Here is a 19,427-nt window from a genome sequence, read left to right as displayed (position 1 = left end):
GAAGGTTTGTACGAAAAAAAATTTCATATATTGGAAAATAGATATTAAATAAAAGGGGCATAAAAAATGAAGTATAAACTCGAATGGAAATATGTATTAAATAAAGAAAATGAAACGTATTTTACTTCTGATTGGATGACAGCTAATATTGCGATTATAATAGGTGAAGATATTGAAAAAAGCAAAAAGGGAAAAGACCTTTTATTTTATGATGAAAAAGGAACAGCATGGAATTTGAAAGAATTAAAAAAATTATCGGAAATCATAGAAGAAGAACCACATGATTTTTTAATTTATTTTGATGGCGGCTATAATAAAGAAGAAGAACTTGCAGGCATTGGGGTTGTGTTATTTTTTCATCAAGGAAAAAAGAAATTTAGGATTCGAGCCAATGAATTATTTCATGAGATGAAAACAAATAATGAAGCAGAATACGCTGCATTTTATCATTCTTTAAATTTACTGGAAGAATTAAATGCACATGGTGTTACATGTGAATTTAGAGGCGACTCACAAGTAGTCTTGCAGCAGCTTGCTGGAGAATGGCCATGTTATGAAGAAGAATTAAATAAATGGCTGGATCGTATAGAAGAGAAAATCAAAGCATTAAATTTACACAGTATTTACACTTCCATTGGAAGAAATGATAATAAAGAAGCGGATAAATTAGCAACACAGGCGTTGCAGGGAAAAAGAATATACAGTAAAATGCAAATTATTTGACGGTATAAAAAATGGATTCCATAACAGGTGGGCAACTGCCTTTTATTTGCTTTTCATGAAAGTAGAATAAAAAAGAGCGGAGATGAAAAATTGGAAAGAAAAAGATGGATTCATGAAGTTGAAGAATTAATGAATGATTATTGCAAAGACTGTTTTTTGCATCAACATCATAAAATGGACAAAGGAAAAAGGTATGCCCACCGCTTTTGTATATCACAATGTACGGTTGGACAGAGAATAAAAAAATATGGGGATAAAATATTAGGGGATGAAGAAGAAAATAAATAGAGCTGACGCTAAGGTCAGCTCTAGGAACATATTATTATAAAATAATATTTTCAGATTATAGTTTTACAACGTTAGCAGCTTGAGGTCCACGGTTTCCTTCAACGATTTCAAAAGAAACTTCTTGTCCTTCTTCTAATGATTTGAATCCATCTCCTTGAATAGCAGTGAAATGTACAAATACATCGTCTCCGCCTTCAACTTCGATAAATCCAAACCCTTTTTCGTTATTAAACCATTTTACTTTACCGTTTTGCATATTAAATTTCCTCCTAAGCCTTTCAAGACACGCTCATGTGCCTATAAAATAAATATTCTCATAGAACAAAATAATCATAGAAAATAATTTTTCAGAATTTTGTTAAATGATGTCTATAATATACACGATTGACCCTTTACAGTCAAGGTTTCTGGGCAGTATTTCCGAAAAGTTTCACCTGTTTTTTACAATTATATCCGTGTAAATATTTTTGTGGTAAGCGTATACATTTTATTTGCTGTTTCCATAAATAAGAAAAGATTTTTATTTGTACTCTATTTAGTATTTTGCAATCATGAAAGATATAGTGTCCTCATAATTATGTAGTAGTAAATGCAAAAAATAATGATGTAAAAAACGAAATGCTATATACAAAGAATAATAGACATAATATAGATAAAGTGTTAAATGTACATACATCAGGCTCAGTGGAAACGTTTGTATTTCGAGAGGTGAAGCCAAAAGGAGGATCTGTAAGCAATAGATTTGTCAGAAAGAAGTTTATTGTCGCAGTTAGTTATTTCTCCTCTTTTACATGGTACTGAGCATTTGAATATGGAGAACAATTAGAAAAGCGAGCGTGTGCAGACTGTTATGAAGGAATAGAATTTTTAAATGCGAATAAGAAGGTGGATAAATGTATCGATTTTCTATAGAAAATGAAAATTGGATCTTAAGATTTTCACCAAATATTGTACTGGAAGATGAAAGAAAACAGGCCATAGTAAAAACTATTTTGCAAATGGGAAAAGAACTGCCCACTTTTTCACACGGCAAATCATTCGTGATAATGAATAAATCGATTGGATTGATTGTTTTTAATGTTGAGAAGATTCCATCCTTCATCTTAACTGTTTCCAATATTATTGAACGGGACAGCTGGTTTGAGCTGACGGAGAATAAGATAAAAAAATATTTTTCTTAAACAAATTAATAGGTTAAATATGGAAAAACAGTGTAGGATTATGTATAAAATGGACGGTTTTCGTTATAATTTCTAGTTGTGAATTTTCCTGAAATTGGATGTGAGAAAAAATTAAAAAGATTGTAAGAAAGCATTGAAATGTCTTTTGAAATGTGGTTTTATTAACATGATTGAAAAACTATATTTATGAATAAAAGGTAATGCTAGATACTTTTTGTGAAAAGAAAAAGGAAACCAAAATTAAATAAAAAAGGAAGTTTTAAAAAAATGATTGAAACGATTGTAAAAAGCAGTCAAAGTCCGTATTATGAAATTTCTAAAGAAGACCAATTAATATTAAGTCCTTTTGAAGGAACTGTACGTAAGATTTTGGTTCAAGAGAATGCTTATTTTTATGAGTGGGAAACAATATTAACGATTGAATCTAAAGGTGGAGAGATAAAAGAAATCGGAGTACCATTCAGTGGGTCTGTTGTTTCGCTTTTGGTTAAACCTGGTGATAAAATTTCAATAAATACGAAGCTTGCTTCTTTACAGGATGACTTGTTAGTAACAGGTTGTGATTAATAATGGATTCAGCGATAAAAAGGTTGAAAAAATATAAAATTGGATATCGAACAGCAAAAACTGCCGTCGCAGTGAGTGTTGGGATTTCCGTTGCACAATTGTGTAAATTAGATTTTTTCGTATCATCTGCTATTATTACTATATTATGTGTGCAAAACTCAAAGAAAAAGTCACTTAATAGTGCATTTGCACGATTTGTTGCATGTATGCTGTCAATACCTTTTTCTTTTGTATTCTTTGAAGGCATCGCTTATCAGCCATTTGTTATTGGATTATTGCTGCTTTTATTTATTCCTACAACTGTTTTGTTAAAAGTAAATGAAGGAGTAGTCACAAGCACAGTAATCATTTTGCATATATATTCTCGAAATAATATGAATTGGCATATTATTCAAAACGAACTTGGATTAATTGTAATAGGCATAGGCGCTGCATTACTTGTAAATAGCTATATGCCTAGTTTAGATAAACAAATGAAAATATATCAAAAAAAGATTGAAAAACATTTCCAGGAGCTGCTAATGGAAATGGTAGAGTTTATGAGAAATAGTGAATGTGATTTTAATTATCAAAATAAGTTAAAAAGTACGATTAAAGAAGTGCAAATAGCAAAAAGTTTAGCATTTAGAGATGTTCAAAACCATTTTACGCGTAAAGAAAATTATTATTATAAATATTTCACTATACGTGAAAAACAGCTGGATATATTAGAAAGACTTTTTAAAAGAGTAACATCTGTTCAAACCTTATCGGAACAAAGGCAGGTAGTCGCAAATTTTTTGGAAGAGCTAAGCCTTTGCATTCATCCAGGAAATACGGCACAGCTTTTTTTAAGCAAACTGCAAAATATCGAAGAATTAATAAAAAAGGAATCACTGCCAAATAATTGGGAAGTTTTTGAAGAACAAGCACAAATATATTATGTTATTAAAGAAATAGAGCAATATTTAGAAATAAAAAAATCATTAAAAGTGGCCTATTACTAATTAAAAAGAGTGAAACTTAACGAGAAGCTCCAATTTCCTTTATTAAGGTTATTAGGAGCTTGCTTTGTTTTTCGTTCACTTATTGTTTGATAAACATTATTTATGGAGTTGCTTGGTCGTTTTTTATGATAATAAGTTTATCTTTATTTATCTCTTCATTTCTTCATTTCTACATTTTTTCTCTGTTTGTCGACTTCTTAAAGAATATATGCGAATAAAAACAGCTGTGTAGTGGATTATCCAATGCATTTTTACTTTATGGTAGAAGATAAAGCAATCATTTCTCAATGGATTGTCTGCTATCCGCACATTAATAATCTGTAAAGGTGATCGATTTCATGAAATTAATATTAGCAGAAAAGCCATCCGTTTCTAAAAACATTGCGGATGCGTTACATATAAAAAGTCGCCACGATGGCTATTATGAAGGAAACGGCTATATTGTAACATGGGCATACGGACATTTGCTGCAGTTGAATGATGCCAAAGATTATGATGAAAAAATGTCAACATGGAAAATGGAAAACTTTCCTTTTATCCCTCCAGTTTTTCGATATAAAGTAAAAAGCGATCCGAAAAATCGGGAAAAACCAGATAAAGGAGCACAGAAACAATTAAAGATTATACAAAAGCTGATGAAAAGAAATGATGTAGAGAGTATTATCTCCGCATGTGATTTTGATCGCGAAGGGCAAATAATAGGGGACAGCATTATCTATAACTTGAAAACAAATAAAGAGGTTTATCGTCTGCTATTGAATGAATGGACGCCGAATGAGGTAATTAATGGATTAAAAGTGCTGAAAGCAAATATGGACCTAAAGCCATTGCAGGATGCAGGAGTAAGCCGGCAGTGGGCGGATTGGCTTATCGGCATCAATTTAACATCGGCTGCAACGTTAAAGTATCAAAAAGGAAAAGGCAAAGCGTTAAATATAGGGCGAGTTCTTTTGCCGACTTTAAAAATTATTTATGATCGGGATCAAGAAATAGCAAACTTTGTTCCGGAAAATTATTATAAACTGCAAGGAACATTTTTAACGGAAGACAATAAAACGTATACGGGTGCATATATAGAAGGAAAAAAGGACAAATTTGAAAAACAGGAATATTTGCAAGAAATCCAAGCTGAGCTTATACATTGCAAGGGGATAATTGCTGACAAACAAGTTCAAAAGAAAAAAGAGTATCCACCCTATTTATTTAACCTTTCCAATTTACAAGGGTATATAACGAGTAAATATAAAGGCTGGACTGCTGATAAAGTGTTAAAGGCTGCCCAAAGTTTATATGAAAAAAAATATATCACCTACCCAAGGACAGCCAGTCAAGCGTTGGAAGAAAGCTTAATTGCAAAAACAGCTAAAGTTGTTTCTTTACTTGCTGCTGATTTGCCGTATAAGGAAGAAGTAAACTTTTTTCCATCTAAAAGAGTATTTGACAATAAAAAGGTAGAAAGCCATAGTGCCATAATTCCCACATATATACTCCCAAAAAAACTGAGCAACGATGAAAAACAAGTTTATGAAGCGATAAAAAATAGACTTATTATGCAGTTTATGCCGATTTCAGAATATGAAGAAACAAAAATTACAACGAAAATGATAGAAAATGCAAGGAAAGGTGTTTTTATTACAAAAGGAAAGGTTCAGCTTATAGAAGGCTGGAAAAAGGTTGAAAATATACAATCAAAAGATATGATTTTGCCTTTTGTTCGTTTACATGATGAAGTAGAAGTGAAAAAAATGGAAACAACTTCTCATACGACACAGCCTCCAAAAGAACACACCGAAAAAACCTTGTTAAGGGTAATGGAAACTTGCGGAAAAAACATGGGCGATGAAGGAGAAAAAGAAGAAGATGTTGAAGCAATTTTAAGCGGATTTAGCATCGGAACTCCCGCAACACGTGCAGAAACAATCAAAAAATTAAAGGATATCGGCTATATTACTGCCCAAAATAAAAATTTAGTATGTACCGATTTAGGCAGGAAATTAGTGGAGATATTCCCTATTAAAGATTTATTTAATTTGCAGTTTACTGGCCGTTTAGAAAAAGCATTATATGATATAGAAAAAGGAAAATTTAACAAACAAGATTTTTTGCAGATTATTTATCAATTTACCACAGACTCTGTTCATACGATTAAAAAAGATGAAGATGTGATTATTCAGGAAGTATCTTATAGCAAAAACAAAACAGAAATACTTGGGAAATGTCCTATTTGCGGGCATCCGATAATCGAAGGAATGAAAGGATTTGGCTGCAGCAATTGGAAAAACGGCTGTAAGTTTGTTATATGGAAAAATGATAAATTTTTAGCAACGATGAAAAAAAAGCCGACAAAAACAATGGTAAAAGCTCTGCTGAAAAATGGCGAAGCAACAGTAAAAGGGTTAACGAGCAAAAAAGGCAATAAATTCGATGCTGTATTAAAGTATAAAAAAAATAAGGATAATGACTATTTCAGCTGGGAAATGGATTTTCTTAAATAATGGATATACAGAAAAAGTGAAAAATCGCATAAATGCAGCAATAATTTTTGTCGTTTTCATAAACTAGCCTGCAACTGCTTGTTTCAGTAATTTTTATATAGTAAAATGCATAAAGGATAGAATCTTTTCTAATCAGTTAGTTCTAAAATAAAATTTTGGTTATAAGAAATATAAATAGAATGTATTCAGCGTGCAGACAAGGTAGTATTTGCAAAAACTACAGGCTGATCGAGACATGAAGGATGCAAGTCGATCAACGAAGACTTCGTGCGTTTGTCGACAGCCTGTGTATTACATATCCCTTTCGCCTCTTTATTTCTAATAATGGGGAAAAATAACATAATTCGTGAATCACATGCTATATGGTTTATATAGCATGTGCTAAATACAATCAATTTTTGAAATAATATATTTCTGCATAAACACAAAAATGTGAGCGTATAGCAAGCAGCAAAGTAAAACTTCCGAAGCGGAAGTTTTACTTTATCCTCCACCTATAGTTTATAAGAATTAAAGAAAGGGTGGGGGAGAGAATTTGTAATGGGACAATTAATGGGGCACAAACAAAATATGCCTTTTGTTATGGAAATGTTTGATTGATTCAAATGTGAACCCTATTAAAAATTTAATGTGTAATGGAATGTGATAGGAGGGCCATTATTAAAAATGCCAACACCTAGTATGGAAGACTATATTGAACAAATATATAATTTAATTGAAGAAAAAGGATATGCACGGGTTTCAGATATCGCAGAAGCATTATCTGTTCACCCTTCATCTGTTACAAAAATGGTTCAGAAGCTTGATAAAGATGGCTATCTTGTATATGAAAAATATCGTGGATTAATTTTAACTGCAAAAGGAAAAAAAATCGGAAAAAGATTAGTATATCGTCATGAATTATTGGAACAATTATTGCGAATAATTGGTGTGAAAGAGGAAAATATTTATCAGGATGTAGAAGGCATCGAACATCACTTAAGTTGGGATGCCATTGATCGTGTAGGAGATTTAGTCCAATATTTTGAAGAAGATGAGAAGCGTATCGAAGAATTAACTTTTATTCAACAAAAAAATGAGGAAATGGAATAAAAACAAAGAGACTGCCTATCAATATGGGATGATTACATAGTGATAGTATAGTCTCTTTATTTTTTCATCAACGATTTCCCTATGTTAATAGATCATTGGAAAATCATCAAATGTATTGTCAAAGCTAACTGAAGGTCCGTTTTCTTCCTGGTTTTCTGTAATCGAAACACCGTCAATTATGCCGTTTTCAGCTTCCATTAATGCTTTTCTATACGAAATAACTCTTCCACTGGATGTTTTAAAACTAATAATTTGTCCATTACGATTTCTTTCTACTGCAATTAGCTGCTCCATAAAGATTCCTCCCTTTTCATCTTTTTAATCCCATTCTTAACGGGCAGTAAAACCCCCACTGGTGTAAGGTTGACTTTATGTTTTTGACAAGGTGATTACATGCTTGCTGTGGAATTATGCCAATTAGTATTTACCATTATTCTTCCTTTATTCAAAACAAACTAAACCATCCTGGCAGTCTTCATCTGCAAATAAATTGAAACTTTTCTCTTTTTTATTCGTAAAATATTTATACAAGCAATAAAATTAAGCTGTAGGATTTCATTTCTTTTTTAACATATGTGGAATAGGAAAAAAATTGCATACATACTTATAGGACATTGGATATGGTTAAGAACGAAAGGAGAGTTAGTATATGGGGAGATATTCGCTGCAGGATTTTGTGGAGCAAACAGAGCAAAAAGATAAGGGGGAAGGTTTATTTGAATTAGAAACACCAAGGATGCTGGAAATTAATTTAACAGACCAGATTTGGGCAAAAGCAGGCAGTATGGTATCCTATCGAGGAAATATTAAATTTACCCGAGAAGGTGTTTTGGAACATGGACTCGGAAAAATGTTTAAAAAAGCATTGAGCGGTGAAGGTGCTTCTTTAATGAAAGCAAATGGATCAGGAAAATTATATGTTGCCGATCAAGGGAAGAAAATATCCATTCTACACTTGCAAAATGAATCACTATATGTGAATGGAAATGATTTATTAGCGTTTGAGCCTAGTATTACCTGGGATATTAAATTAATGAAAAGAATTGCAGGCATGATGGCGGGAGGATTATTTAATATTCACTTATCTGGACGTGGAATGGTGGCAATTACCTCTCATTATGAGCCGTTAACGTTAAAGGTAACGCCGCAAAACCCTGTTTTTACAGATCCCAATGCAACCGTTGCTTGGTCAGGAAATTTGCAGCCGGAATTTGTAACAGATATTTCTTTGAAGACCTTTTTTGGAAGAGGCAGCGGCGAATCCATTCAAATGAAGTTTACTGGAGATGGTTTTGTCGTTGTTCAGCCATTTGAAGAAGTGTATTATAGCGAAAATAAAAGTTGATCATACTTTGTATAATAAGAAAAGCGCAAGCGCCCTTGCTCATCGACAGAAAAAGCAGGACTGAATCGAGTGAGATAAAGGAAACACGAAGAGCGCAAGCGTCGATGTTGACTTATCGTAGACGAGGTGAGGGAAGCGTTGAAGTCGATAGGGCACTGGCCGATTAAATACGCAACGTCCTGTTGCAACATCGGCACTAGTACATCCTGTACGTCGGAGCTAGACACCCGTCAGACTTCTGAAAACTTATATTTTCTTATCTTTGTACAAAGAGCTGTATGAAAGGACATCATGTCTCTTATACAGCTTTTTTGTCTCATTATTTTAGGCTCTTTTCGTATAGATTGTTGTTATATAGCCCACAGCATAAAATACCCTTCACTTTCCGCGGGGCGAGCCTTGAGCCGCATCGTCGTTTCACCCTGCTTTCTTCTCGCCTGTCTTGCTAAGCCGTGCGGAGAGTCTACATGTATTAAGGCTGCTCAGTACTTCTCAAATGAGTTTCAACTTATTAAAAAGCTACAAACTTTTAGAAAATCCATTATATAAAAAGTTTAAATAATGGATTTATCCCACACTTAACGGGCAGTAAGACCCCCACCTCGGGGATGCTGAGAAATCGAGGTGTGGGATAACTGCCCGTAAAGATCCGATAAGTGCAACTAACCATCAGTGGGGGATAAGGAAAAACCCCCACTGATGGAAGTTTACTTTATTTATTTCTTGGAATGCGATAGCCATTTTCAATTTTTTCAAATCCGATTCGTGGATAGTATTCCATCGCAGCAGGAGAAGCCAATAGAATGAGCGCTACTTCCCCATTTATTTGATTTTGTACCTCTCTCACTAATTCTTTGCCAATTCCTTTCTTTTGATAGTGTAAATCAACTGCTAGATCGGATAAATAGCAGCAATAACTGAAATCAGTAATGGCTCTTGCTATTCCAACAAGTTTGTCATGATGCCATGCTGTAATAAGGATATCAGCATGATGAAGCATACTTTTTAACCGCTGTAAATCGTCAGACGGTCTTTTCAGCCCTGATTTTTTAAATAGATAGGATAGTTCTTCCGGTTTGATTGCAGCGTCTACTTTCAATTGGATTTGTTCTTTCTCCTTCGTTTCAAAGAAAATCATTGGAAATATTCTCCTTTCTTATTCATTGTTTTGATTATATGAAAATACTGATATGATTAAAAGAGTCAGATTGGATATAATTAACCATGCCAGTTGGAAGAGAGGGGAAGAAAATGCTCGAACTAACACCAGTATTAGATCAAACTTCTAAAGAACCGCTTTACTTGCAGCTCTACACTTATTTTAAAAAGGAGATACAAAGCGGAAGAATCGAACCAGGACTAAAGCTCCCTTCGAAAAGGAACCTATCTTTTCACCTTGGAATTAGTCAAAATACAGTAGAAACAGCCTACCAGCAGCTGCTTGCAGAAGGATATACGGAGAGCATAGAACGAAAGGGGGTATACGTGAAGGAACTATCAAAAGAGATGTTTCTTAACTTGACGCCTAAACTTAAAACTAGAAAGGAATTAAAAAGGGAGGAAAGTGGATTATATGAAGTTGACTTTAGTCATGGACAAATAGCTTTAGAACACTTTCCCTTATCCACTTGGAGAAAGTTGACAATGCAAAGTCTTTATGAAGATCAAAGCTCCCTCTTTTTAAATGGAGACCGGCAAGGAGAATTAGCGCTTAGAGAAGAAATTTCCAATTACTTATTTCAATCAAGAGGGGTAGGATGTTCATCAAGCCAAATTATTGTTGGTGCTGGAACCCAATATTTAATTGGTTTAATAACGATGTTAATTGGAAAAGATTTAATTTTCTCCATGGAAGAGCCAGGGTTTCATCGAACAAGAGAGGTTTTCAAAGATCAAGGAGTTAGTTTAATGGGAATTCCTCTTGATCAAGACGGAATGAATATCCATTATTTACAGGAAAGTAATGCAAATGTTGCATATGTTACTCCTTCTCACCAATTTCCAAATGGAATGGTTATGCCTATTAAGAGAAGAATGGAATTATTAAAATGGGCGAGTGAAAATGGAAGGTATATTATCGAAGACGATTATGATAGTGAATTTAGGTATAAAGGGAAGCCGATACCAGCACTGCAAGGATTAGATCAAAACGGAAAGGTTATTTATTTGGGAACATTTTCTAAATCATTAATGCCTTCGATTCGAATTAGCTATATGGTATTGCCAAATAACTTGCTGAAAAAGTATCATGATCATTTTTTAATCTACAAACAGACGGTTTCTCGTTTGCACCAGCATACTTTATGGCTGTTTATGATGAACGGCCATTGGGAACGTCACCTGAATAGAATGAGAACTGTCTATCGTAAAAAACAGAATACATTAATTCGATGCATTGAGAAATACCTTGGCATACAAGCTGGTGTAATTGGAGATGACTCCGGATTACACCTACTATTAAGTGTGCAAAATAATATGTCAGAAAAAGAGTTAATCGAAAAAGCGAAAGAATATAAAGTGAAAGTTTATCCAACTTCCATCTATTATTCTAATCATAATACGGATCAAAAGCCTGCCATCTTACTAGGATTTGGCGGTTTGAGGGAAGAGGAAATAGAAAAAGGTATTCACCAATTAAAAAAAGCCTGGGAACTATAATGGCTGCGTATGATTATTTGACAAAGCAGGCATACAGTAAGAACTAAGCTGGCATTTTTAGAGAGGATTTAATTTATTCAAAGAAAAAGCATGGGCTATTTTTTACCAGGAATAAAAAAACAACCAGTACAGGAGAGAGGACTGGTTGTTTTTTACTTTATTACACTTTCCGGATTTGTATGTTTTGCGTATAAATGCAGCTGCGCTTTTACTATACTGCAATAATAAGGATTTACCTATTTTTCAGCGCAAGGTTCTTTCATTTCCACTCAAAAGGCGTTTGTTGGTAAACATAATAGTTTAACCAATTGGAAAATAGTAAATAGGCATGGGAACGCCAACTGTTTAATGGTTTTGAGTTTGGATCATTATTAGGAAAATAATCCAGTGGAAGGTGAATATCCAGTCCCTTTGCTCGATCTCGAGAATACTCTTGTGCAAGTGTACAGGAGTCATATTCTAAATGGCCGGTTATCATAATCTGCCTTCCGTTGTCTGCACTGATGATAAATGCTCCTGCTTCTTCAGATGCAGCGAGTAATGTTAAATCAGGATGCTTCATGATCTCTTCTGTATCTACATTCGTATGCCGTGAATGAGGAGCTAAAAAATTGTCATCAAATCCTCTTAGCAATTTATCTGAAGCATCTAATAAGTAGTGAGAGTATATGCCGTAGCATTTATTCTCCAATTCATATTTATTAATTTTAAAGTGATGATACAGTGCTGCTTGTGCACCCCAACATATATGAAGGGTGGATGTAACGTTGCGTTTGGACCATTCCATAATGTCTGTTAGTTCTTTCCAATACTGCACATCTTCAAAGTTTAATAATTCTACTGGAGCACCAGTAATAATCATTCCGTCATACTTATTATTCTTTATTTTTTCAAAGCTTGTGTAAAATTGTTCTAGATGGTAAGGGCTTGTATTTTTTGATTCATAGGAAGCTGTTCGTAAAAAAGAAATATTTACTTGTAATGGTGTATTTCCTAATAAACGCAAAATCTGAACTTCGGTTTTTTGTTTTTCTGGCATTAAATTCAGTATCAGTATGTTTAGCGGACGAATATCTTGTGTATTCGCACGATTTTCATCCATAATAAAAATATTTTCTTCTTCTAATACCTCACGTGCAGGCAAAAGATAAGGAATCTTAATTGGCATAAATTTTTCTCCTTTTTTATTATTCTGGCTTTCTTCAGCTGTATTTTATTTTTTGCTCTATTTAAAGATAATATTGTTTTTGGGAAGGGAATTTGCGAGACTCCTGTAGAAAAACGGACTAGCAAGACCCCGCAAGATGGTACGAACGAGGAGGCTTGCCGGTTCGTCCACGGAAAGCGAGTAGATTCCCTGACCAATCAAAAATCAACAATGAAATTTGATAGTGCCTATTTTTTAATAGATAAGAAAGTATAAGTTTTCTGAAGTCAGACAAGTGTCTAGCTCCGACGTACAGGATGTACTAGTGCCGATGTTGCAACAGGACGTTGCGTATTTAATCGGCCAGCACCCTATCGACTTCAACGCTTCCCTCACCTCGTCTACGATAAGTCAACTTCGACGCTTGCGCTCTTCGTGTTTCCTTTATCTCACCTTTAGGTACACAAATTAAGAACGCCACATCATGTGGCAACATTTGTGTGATCCACATCCTGTGGAACTCACCTTCTTCCGTCGATGAGCAAGGGCGCTTGCGCTTTTCTTAATAGTGTGAGGAAATGCATTATTCCATCCTAAAAGTAAAAGCTATTTTTAATGGTATAAAGATTTTATATTTATTTCCTAATTAGAAAACAAAAATGTAACATAGCTTATTATAAATTTAGTTAACTATCATAGCAACGGTTAAATCTTTAGAAAGTTGAAAAAATAGGAAATAGTGATATTTTATCAGTTAATAGAATAGATTTCTTTTTTGAAAAATACGAACATTTTGTTACATTATTTCTTTTTTTTTCGTTATTTTGTACAATGAAATCATTAGAGAGCCAGGAGGATTAAATATGCAGCAGAAAATGACCTATAAATCAGATATTGAGATCGCGCAGCAGGCAGAAATGAAGCCTATTTTACATATTGCAAAAAAAATAAATTTATCGGAAGAAGATATAGAGCTTTATGGCAAATATAAAGCGAAAATAACGTCCGAAAAGCTGAATCAGTTAAAAAGTCATAAAACAGGGAAAATAATTCTTGTAACGGCAATTAATCCAACACCAGCTGGAGAAGGGAAATCTACTGTCACAGTAGGTTTGGGAGATGCTCTGCAAAAATTAAATAAAAATGTCATTATTGCCATGCGTGAACCTTCTTTAGGCCCTACCATGGGGATAAAAGGAGGAGCGGCAGGAGGCGGTTACGCACAAGTATTGCCGATGGAGGATATTAATCTTCATTTTACAGGTGATCTGCACGCAATTACAACAGCTAATAATGCTTTAGCAGCATTAATTGACAATCATATTCATCAAGGCAATGAATTAAATATTGATCAAAGAAGAATTGTATGGAAACGTGCCGTTGATTTAAATGATCGAGCATTAAGAAAAGTAATTATTGGCTTGGGTGGACCCTTGCAGGGGATTCCCCGAGAAGAAGGATTTGATATTACCGTTGCATCGGAAATAATGGCTGTTTTATGTTTGGCAACAGATGCAGAAAATTTAAAGAGCCGCCTTGCACGCATGATTATTGCGTATGATTTTAATAAAAATCCAATAACGGTTGGCGACCTTAAAGTAGAGGGTGCTTTGACACTTTTGTTAAAAGATGCAATAAAACCTAATTTAGTACAGACTATTGAGCACACACCAGCGATTATTCATGGAGGACCTTTTGCTAATATTGCACATGGCTGCAACAGTGTTATTGCCACAGCGGCTGCTTCTAAATTAGCAGACTATGTAGTAACGGAAGCTGGATTTGGTGCAGATTTGGGAGCAGAAAAATATTTAAATATAAAAGCAAGAAATAAAGAGGTGCAGCCAGAAATCGTCGTTATTGTTGCTACATTGCGTGCATTAAAAATGCATGGCGGAGTTGCAAAGAATGAGCTTGCTGCAGAAAATGTGGAAGCCATCAAAAAAGGGTTTGCTAATTTGAAAAAGCATATTGACAGCATTAAACAATTTAATTTGCCTTTTGTTGTGGCAATCAATCGTTTCTATACAGATACAGATGATGAAATTAATTGTTTAGAAAAGTTATGTAATCAAGAAAATATCCCTGTTGCTTTAACTGAGGTTTGGGAAAAAGGGGGAGACGGCGGCGTCGAGCTCGCAGAAAAAGTATTGGATTTAATGGATGAAAAAAAGCAGAGTTTTCATCATTTATATGATTTGGAAGCAACGATTGAATCAAAAATCACCACGATTGCCCAATCCATTTATGGTGCAAGCAAGGTGGAATTTACTTCAAAGGCTAAAAAACAAATGTTGGATTTTGAGCGTTATGGATGGGGGAATCTGCCGATTTGCATGGCGAAAACACAATATTCCTTATCAGATAATCCATCGCTTTTAGGAAGACCCGAAGGATTTTCCATCGTAGTGCGTGAATTTAAACCATCTATCGGAGCAGGTTTTATCGTGGCATTGACAGGTGATGTTATGACAATGCCTGGATTGCCGAAGCAGCCTGCTGCGTTGAATATGGACGTTGATGGAGAAGGTAAAGCAATCGGCTTATTTTAAAAATAATGGTGCAGGTGTTATGGAACACTTGCACTTTTTTAGAAGGTAAGAAATGATGAAATTTTAAAAGCTAAACAGGTATCAGGGCAGATGTATCGATGTAGATTGAATATACAGTATATACGCCAATGACAAAGACGCTTGCGATTTCAATAGAAAGGATTGTGTATGTTTGATCCAACAGCTTTTGATAATATGAAAATAGTGATGGAGGGTGCCCTCTATGATAAAGATATGGACGGAATTTTTGAAATACTGGACCGGAATGATCTATTTAACAGCAGCAAGCTTTCCAGAGAATACTCTATTTCTTTCTCTTTAAAAAATCAGCAGAATGTGATAATGACTTTTTCTTTGAATGCCGGTCTATTGAATCTTGCAGCTGAATTGCTTCCAGAAATGAAGAAAGAAAAAGAAATTGGCTGCTATATTTCCCTTCATCTTTTAGTAAGACATAATAAGGAGGACAACATATTCCAATCCTTAGAAAAGATGCTGAAGCATATTTGGGGGGAAGATCGTAAAATAGGACAAGAAATAAGAATGAATCCATTTTCAACTGATAATACAATCGATAATCACCTTACATTGTTATTTAATCGTTTAATAACAGAAGAACACATAGATGATTTAGTAAGAATGATTGACTTTATGGAAAAAACATTGTTGATATTAAATGAAAATACAAAGCTGCTTCCAATTAGATAACATCATAAGGGAGAAAAGGAGATGATAGGTTGAGTGTTTATGAGTTTGAAGCAGCTGCAATTAATGGAGAAACACAATCATTACAAGAATTTGCTGGAAAAGTATTGGTGATTGTCAATACAGCCAGCAAATGTGGATTTACACCGCAATATAAAGAACTGCAAAGCTTGTATGAACAATACCAAGATAAAGGATTTACTGTACTTGGCTTTCCATGCAACCAGTTTATGAATCAAGAACCTGACAATGAAAAAGAAATTCAAACCTTTTGTGAATTGCATTATGGTGTTTCTTTTCCTATGTTTGCAAAAATAAAGGTGAACGGCAAAGATTTACATCCTCTTTTTCGCTATTTAACAAAGGAAGCACCCGGATCCTTAGGAATGAAAGCTATAAAATGGAATTTTACGAAGTTTTTAATTGAGCGATCTGGCAAGGTCGTAGGACGATATGCTCCAAGCTTTGCTCCGATGGAAATGAGAAAAGCTATTGAAGAATTGCTGTAAATAAAAAATGGTTTGGGGGCTCATGTATTGGCTAAAAAAATAGGCATTGATGCAGGAGGTTCCCTTATAAAACTGGCTTATTATGAAAATGGTCAATTTCATAATAAAAAATATTCAGTATCTGAAATAGATTCTGTATTAAATTGGTTAAAGATGATGCAGGTTGAAAAAGTTGGACTAACAGGTGGAAGAGCGGAATGGATAAAAGATAAGTTTTTTCCATCTGCCACGATCACTCATGAATTTAATGCAGTACGTTTAGGTACAAATTGGCTTTTGAAGGATATGGGGGTTCATGTAACGGAAAACTATCTTCTCGTTCAAATTGGTACAGGAACATCTTGGTATTTCGTGAATGGAGAAAAAAGCGAAAGAATATTAGGTAGTGGCATCGGCGGGGGTACATGGTTGGGGCTGGGCGCCTTGTTGACGAAAGAGAAAGAATTTGCTGGTTTAGTAGACCTGGCTGTTAAAGGAAACAGACAAAATGTAGATCTTCTAGTAAGAGATATTTATACAATAGAGAACCCCCTGCTGAATGGCGATTTAACAGCAAGTAATTTTGCAAAAATAGACGGAGTTAATGATGAAAAAGATCTGGCGGCCTCTTTATTGCAAATGATTGGTGAAACTATTTTTTTGTTGACGAAACAAGCTGCAAACTTGAATAAGCCTGCATATATTGTTTATGCAGGAACTACTATATCCGAAAATAAACCGCTGCAAAACATCCTTTCTTCTTTTGGAGAACAATTAGGTGTTGAACAGTTATTTTTAGAAAAAGGTGAATACAGCGGGGCTATTTCTGCCTTATTATCTTTAGATTAACAATACTAAAAGATGGACAGCGAAATTGCAGGCAATTTGTTGTCCATCTTTATTACATTTATTTATATAAAGCAAATACTTTTTCTATTTTATCTATAGGAAAATAAACGAAAAAATGCCTGCTTTTTTGAATTAGATTCATCTAGTACCACTTTGCGGGGCATGGAGGAAACTGATTCCTTTTCATAGCTGCCAGTATTTAATGCTGCAATATGTTCTTTTTGTTGCTGGATAAATTGTTGCTGCTCAATAATATGTTCTTGCTGCTTTTTTAGCTGCTGCACTAATACTTGATTAAAGTTTACCTGCAGTTCCAGTTGTTCTTTAATGGTATTCAAGTCTTGCAGTATTCTTTCCGTGGCATCCTGATGAGAAATAATAGAGGGCTGCTTAGAGGAAGAAAGCTCATCTTCAATTTGACTCAATGATAGATTTTGTTCTCGTCTTAATTTTTGAACTACTAAAAGCATTTCTAGGCCTTCTTTGTCAAAATAACGATACCCGTGGTTTCCTACAATGGTAGGAATATGAGACTTTAATTCTCTCAGCCAGTTTCTCACTACCCCTGGGCTTTCTTTAATATATTCTGCAGCTTCTTTGACACTTAGGGGATTTGATTCTTTGGTTTGGATCATATCTTTTTCTTCATTCATTGTAATAGCACCCTTCTTTCTTGTAATTTAAAAACACTCCAAAAACGAGGGGGACAAAGAGCATTTTAAAAAATTGCATAGTAATAGTTTCGGGATTTGCCAAAAAAAATCCTTTTGCGAGCCTTGTCTAGTTTTGTTGATATAGTTCTATTTTTGACTAATTGGCAAAAAATTTTTAGGAAGGAACAAATGCTTCCATTCTAAAGTTTACAAATATAGATTTTCGAAATATTTTTATGGTAGTAAGGAAATGATTCATGAAATCCAAGTTGACTTTTCTATCCTACTCTTAACGGGCGGTAAACACCTTACCTTAAGGTGCTGAGAAATCGAGGAAGCTAGGTGTTGAAACTCGCCCGTAAAGATCCGATAGAGGTACACAAACTAAGGTCGCCACTTCCTTATGTCTTCGTTTGTGTCAACCACATCCTGTGGAACGCAAGCTTTTCATCAGTAGGGGATGAACAACCCCCCCACTGATGGAAGATTCACTTTATTATTAATCAGAAGGTATGAAACCGGTCATAAGGTGATAGTATAGAAAGAGTCTAATTCTTTAAAAAAGGAGTACTAATGAAAGTAATTGATGCACATATTCATTTTTCGAAGATAAAATCATTTCAGCACACAGCAGATCATCTATCAAAAGTAAATTATAGCTATGAAGGATTAAAAGCAGAGATGAAGGAAGCCGATATTGTTTTAGCCATTGGAATGGGTGTAACCGAAACAGACAATATGGGTTTTCCAGATAATGCTGCTGCAACTCCAATGGGGCTGGATTTACATGCAGCACTTCCTGAGCATGTAGTCTATTGTCCTGGAATCAATCCATATCATATGGGGAAAGATGCTGTTATACGTTTGGAACAAGAAATTCAAAAAGAGAATGTTGTCGGCATCAAAATCTATTTAGGCTATTATCCTTTTTATGCGTATGATGAAGTATATGATCCAGTCTATAAACTGGCTGCAAAGTACCATATTCCTGTTGTTTTCCATACAGGAGATACGTATTCAGAAAGAGGACTGCTAAAATACGCACATCCCTTGACAATTGATGAAGTGTCTGTAAAACATCGCAATATTAACTTTATGATGGCCCATTTTGGTGATCCATGGACTTTAACAGGAGCCGAAGTTATTTATAAAAACAGCAATGTTTATGCTGATTTATCCGGATTGATTGTCGGGGCAAAAAAAGAACTGGATCAAGCACAAGAAGGCATCTTTTTAAATCATTTAAAACATGCTCTTGTTTATTCGAATTCTTATCATAAATTATTATTTGGTACAGATTGGCCACTTGCACCATTGAAGGAATACAAAAATTTCGTGATGAATCTCATCCCAGAACAATATCATGAAGACGTGTTTTATCGAACGGCATTAAAAGTATTTCCAAGGATTAAAAAATTTTTATAAAGTGAACCTTTCCATCAGTGGGGGGTTCTACATCCTCTACTGATGGAAAGCTTGCGTTCCACAGGATGTGGAACGCACAAACGAAGACATAAGGAAGTGGCGACCTTAGATTGTGTACCTCTATTGGACCTTAACGGGCAGTAAGAGTGGGGTAAAATGGTGAAAAGGATGATGATTTTTTAACTATAGCTTCATGCCAGTGACTGTTTGCTATCCTTTTTATATAGAGAATCCGCTAGTCTTTCCTTTTAATAACCACGATTAATCAGCTTA

The 19,427-nt window shown here is 34.5% G+C and carries 20 protein-coding genes; 15 read left to right on the top strand and 5 right to left on the bottom strand.

What is annotated here, in order from left to right; genetic code table 11:
• Positions 1-66: 66 nt before the first annotated feature.
• Both ACTYBU_RS21710 and ACTYBU_RS21705 read left to right on the top strand, forming a co-directional pair.
• Positions 67-723, top strand: coding sequence for a reverse transcriptase-like protein (locus ACTYBU_RS21710; protein WP_445493038.1), 657 nt, complete (start codon positions 67-69; stop codon positions 721-723).
• 90 nt (positions 724-813) lie between these two features.
• Complete coding sequence (locus ACTYBU_RS21705; RefSeq protein ID WP_445493037.1) at positions 814-1,011, top strand: zinc-finger domain-containing protein; 198 nt, start codon at positions 814-816, stop codon at positions 1,009-1,011.
• 55 nt (positions 1,012-1,066) lie between these two features.
• On the opposite strand, the gene cspD is transcribed toward ACTYBU_RS21705, so the two are convergent.
• The gene (gene cspD, locus ACTYBU_RS21700; RefSeq protein WP_009791749.1) at positions 1,067-1,267 is read right to left on the bottom strand and encodes a cold-shock protein CspD; all 201 of its coding nucleotides are present in this window, start codon (positions 1,265-1,267) and stop codon (positions 1,067-1,069) included.
• Positions 1,268-1,629: 362 nt separating this feature from the next.
• Between cspD and ACTYBU_RS21695 the strand changes: the two genes are divergently transcribed.
• The 6 genes from ACTYBU_RS21695 to mntR all read left to right on the top strand — a co-directional run bounded on the left by ACTYBU_RS21695 (position 1,630) and on the right by mntR (position 7,332).
• Positions 1,630-1,812 (top strand): hypothetical protein, encoded by a 183-nt coding sequence (locus ACTYBU_RS21695; RefSeq protein WP_445493035.1) that lies wholly within the window; start codon positions 1,630-1,632, stop codon positions 1,810-1,812.
• A 92-nt stretch (positions 1,813-1,904) separates the two neighbouring features.
• Positions 1,905-2,192 (top strand): hypothetical protein, encoded by a 288-nt coding sequence (locus ACTYBU_RS21690; protein ID WP_445493033.1) that lies wholly within the window; start codon positions 1,905-1,907, stop codon positions 2,190-2,192.
• Between the two features lie 267 nt (positions 2,193-2,459).
• Entirely contained in the window at positions 2,460-2,759 is a 300-nt protein-coding gene (locus ACTYBU_RS21685) for a hypothetical protein (protein WP_445493031.1), read from the top strand.
• 2 nt (positions 2,760-2,761) lie between these two features.
• Positions 2,762-3,745, top strand: a complete 984-nt coding sequence (locus ACTYBU_RS21680) for an aromatic acid exporter family protein (RefSeq protein WP_445493029.1) — start codon at positions 2,762-2,764, stop codon at positions 3,743-3,745.
• Positions 3,746-4,083: 338 nt separating this feature from the next.
• Positions 4,084-6,240, top strand: coding sequence for a type IA DNA topoisomerase (locus ACTYBU_RS21675; protein ID WP_445493027.1), 2,157 nt, complete (start codon positions 4,084-4,086; stop codon positions 6,238-6,240).
• Positions 6,241-6,906: 666 nt separating this feature from the next.
• Complete coding sequence (mntR, locus tag ACTYBU_RS21670) at positions 6,907-7,332, top strand: transcriptional regulator MntR (protein WP_445493025.1); 426 nt, start codon at positions 6,907-6,909, stop codon at positions 7,330-7,332.
• Between the two features lie 84 nt (positions 7,333-7,416).
• On the opposite strand, the gene ACTYBU_RS21665 is transcribed toward mntR, so the two are convergent.
• On the bottom strand, positions 7,417-7,626 hold the full coding sequence (locus tag ACTYBU_RS21665; protein ID WP_445493023.1) for a DUF3892 domain-containing protein: 210 nt from the start codon (positions 7,624-7,626) through the stop codon (positions 7,417-7,419).
• 355 nt (positions 7,627-7,981) lie between these two features.
• On the opposite strand from ACTYBU_RS21665, the gene ACTYBU_RS21660 reads away from it, so the two are divergent.
• Positions 7,982-8,677: an AIM24 family protein gene (locus ACTYBU_RS21660; protein ID WP_445493021.1), complete on the top strand. Its 696-nt coding sequence runs from the start codon at positions 7,982-7,984 to the stop codon at positions 8,675-8,677.
• A 712-nt stretch (positions 8,678-9,389) separates the two neighbouring features.
• Here ACTYBU_RS21660 and ACTYBU_RS21655 read toward each other — a convergent pair.
• Positions 9,390-9,815 carry a GNAT family N-acetyltransferase gene (locus ACTYBU_RS21655; RefSeq protein WP_445493019.1) on the bottom strand — a complete coding sequence of 142 codons (426 nt, stop codon included), beginning with the start codon at positions 9,813-9,815 and terminating at the stop codon, positions 9,390-9,392.
• A gap of 113 nt (positions 9,816-9,928) precedes the next feature.
• On the opposite strand from ACTYBU_RS21655, the gene pdxR reads away from it, so the two are divergent.
• Positions 9,929-11,335 (top strand): MocR-like pyridoxine biosynthesis transcription factor PdxR, encoded by a 1,407-nt coding sequence (gene pdxR / locus ACTYBU_RS21650; protein ID WP_445493017.1) that lies wholly within the window; start codon positions 9,929-9,931, stop codon positions 11,333-11,335.
• A gap of 259 nt (positions 11,336-11,594) precedes the next feature.
• Here the strand turns inward: pdxR and metA are convergent, their stop codons facing one another.
• On the bottom strand, positions 11,595-12,503 hold the full coding sequence (gene metA / locus ACTYBU_RS21645) for a homoserine O-acetyltransferase MetA (RefSeq protein WP_445493015.1): 909 nt from the start codon (positions 12,501-12,503) through the stop codon (positions 11,595-11,597).
• An 842-nt stretch (positions 12,504-13,345) separates the two neighbouring features.
• Between metA and ACTYBU_RS21640 the strand changes: the two genes are divergently transcribed.
• From ACTYBU_RS21640 to coaW, 4 genes are all read left to right on the top strand, one after another.
• On the top strand, positions 13,346-15,034 hold the full coding sequence (locus ACTYBU_RS21640; protein WP_445493013.1) for a formate--tetrahydrofolate ligase: 1,689 nt from the start codon (positions 13,346-13,348) through the stop codon (positions 15,032-15,034).
• 168 nt (positions 15,035-15,202) lie between these two features.
• On the top strand, positions 15,203-15,742 hold the full coding sequence (locus ACTYBU_RS21635) for a hypothetical protein (RefSeq protein WP_445493011.1): 540 nt from the start codon (positions 15,203-15,205) through the stop codon (positions 15,740-15,742).
• A 29-nt stretch (positions 15,743-15,771) separates the two neighbouring features.
• Entirely contained in the window at positions 15,772-16,248 is a 477-nt protein-coding gene (locus tag ACTYBU_RS21630) for a glutathione peroxidase (RefSeq protein ID WP_445493009.1), read from the top strand.
• A gap of 27 nt (positions 16,249-16,275) precedes the next feature.
• Positions 16,276-17,076 carry a type II pantothenate kinase gene (coaW, locus tag ACTYBU_RS21625; RefSeq protein WP_445493007.1) on the top strand — a complete coding sequence of 267 codons (801 nt, stop codon included), beginning with the start codon at positions 16,276-16,278 and terminating at the stop codon, positions 17,074-17,076.
• Between the two features lie 89 nt (positions 17,077-17,165).
• Here coaW and ACTYBU_RS21620 read toward each other — a convergent pair whose 3' ends face one another.
• Positions 17,166-17,729: a MerR family transcriptional regulator gene (locus ACTYBU_RS21620; RefSeq protein WP_445493006.1), complete on the bottom strand. Its 564-nt coding sequence runs from the start codon at positions 17,727-17,729 to the stop codon at positions 17,166-17,168.
• A 573-nt stretch (positions 17,730-18,302) separates the two neighbouring features.
• Between ACTYBU_RS21620 and ACTYBU_RS21615 the strand changes: the two genes are divergently transcribed.
• Positions 18,303-19,154 carry an amidohydrolase family protein gene (locus ACTYBU_RS21615; RefSeq protein ID WP_445493004.1) on the top strand — a complete coding sequence of 284 codons (852 nt, stop codon included), beginning with the start codon at positions 18,303-18,305 and terminating at the stop codon, positions 19,152-19,154.
• Positions 19,155-19,427: the final 273 nt, after the last annotated feature.

It is taken from the genome of Niallia sp. 03133 (genome assembly GCF_052663225.1).
The sequence above is the reverse complement of the archived record's forward strand: the minus strand, read 5'-3'. Positions and strand labels throughout refer to the sequence as shown.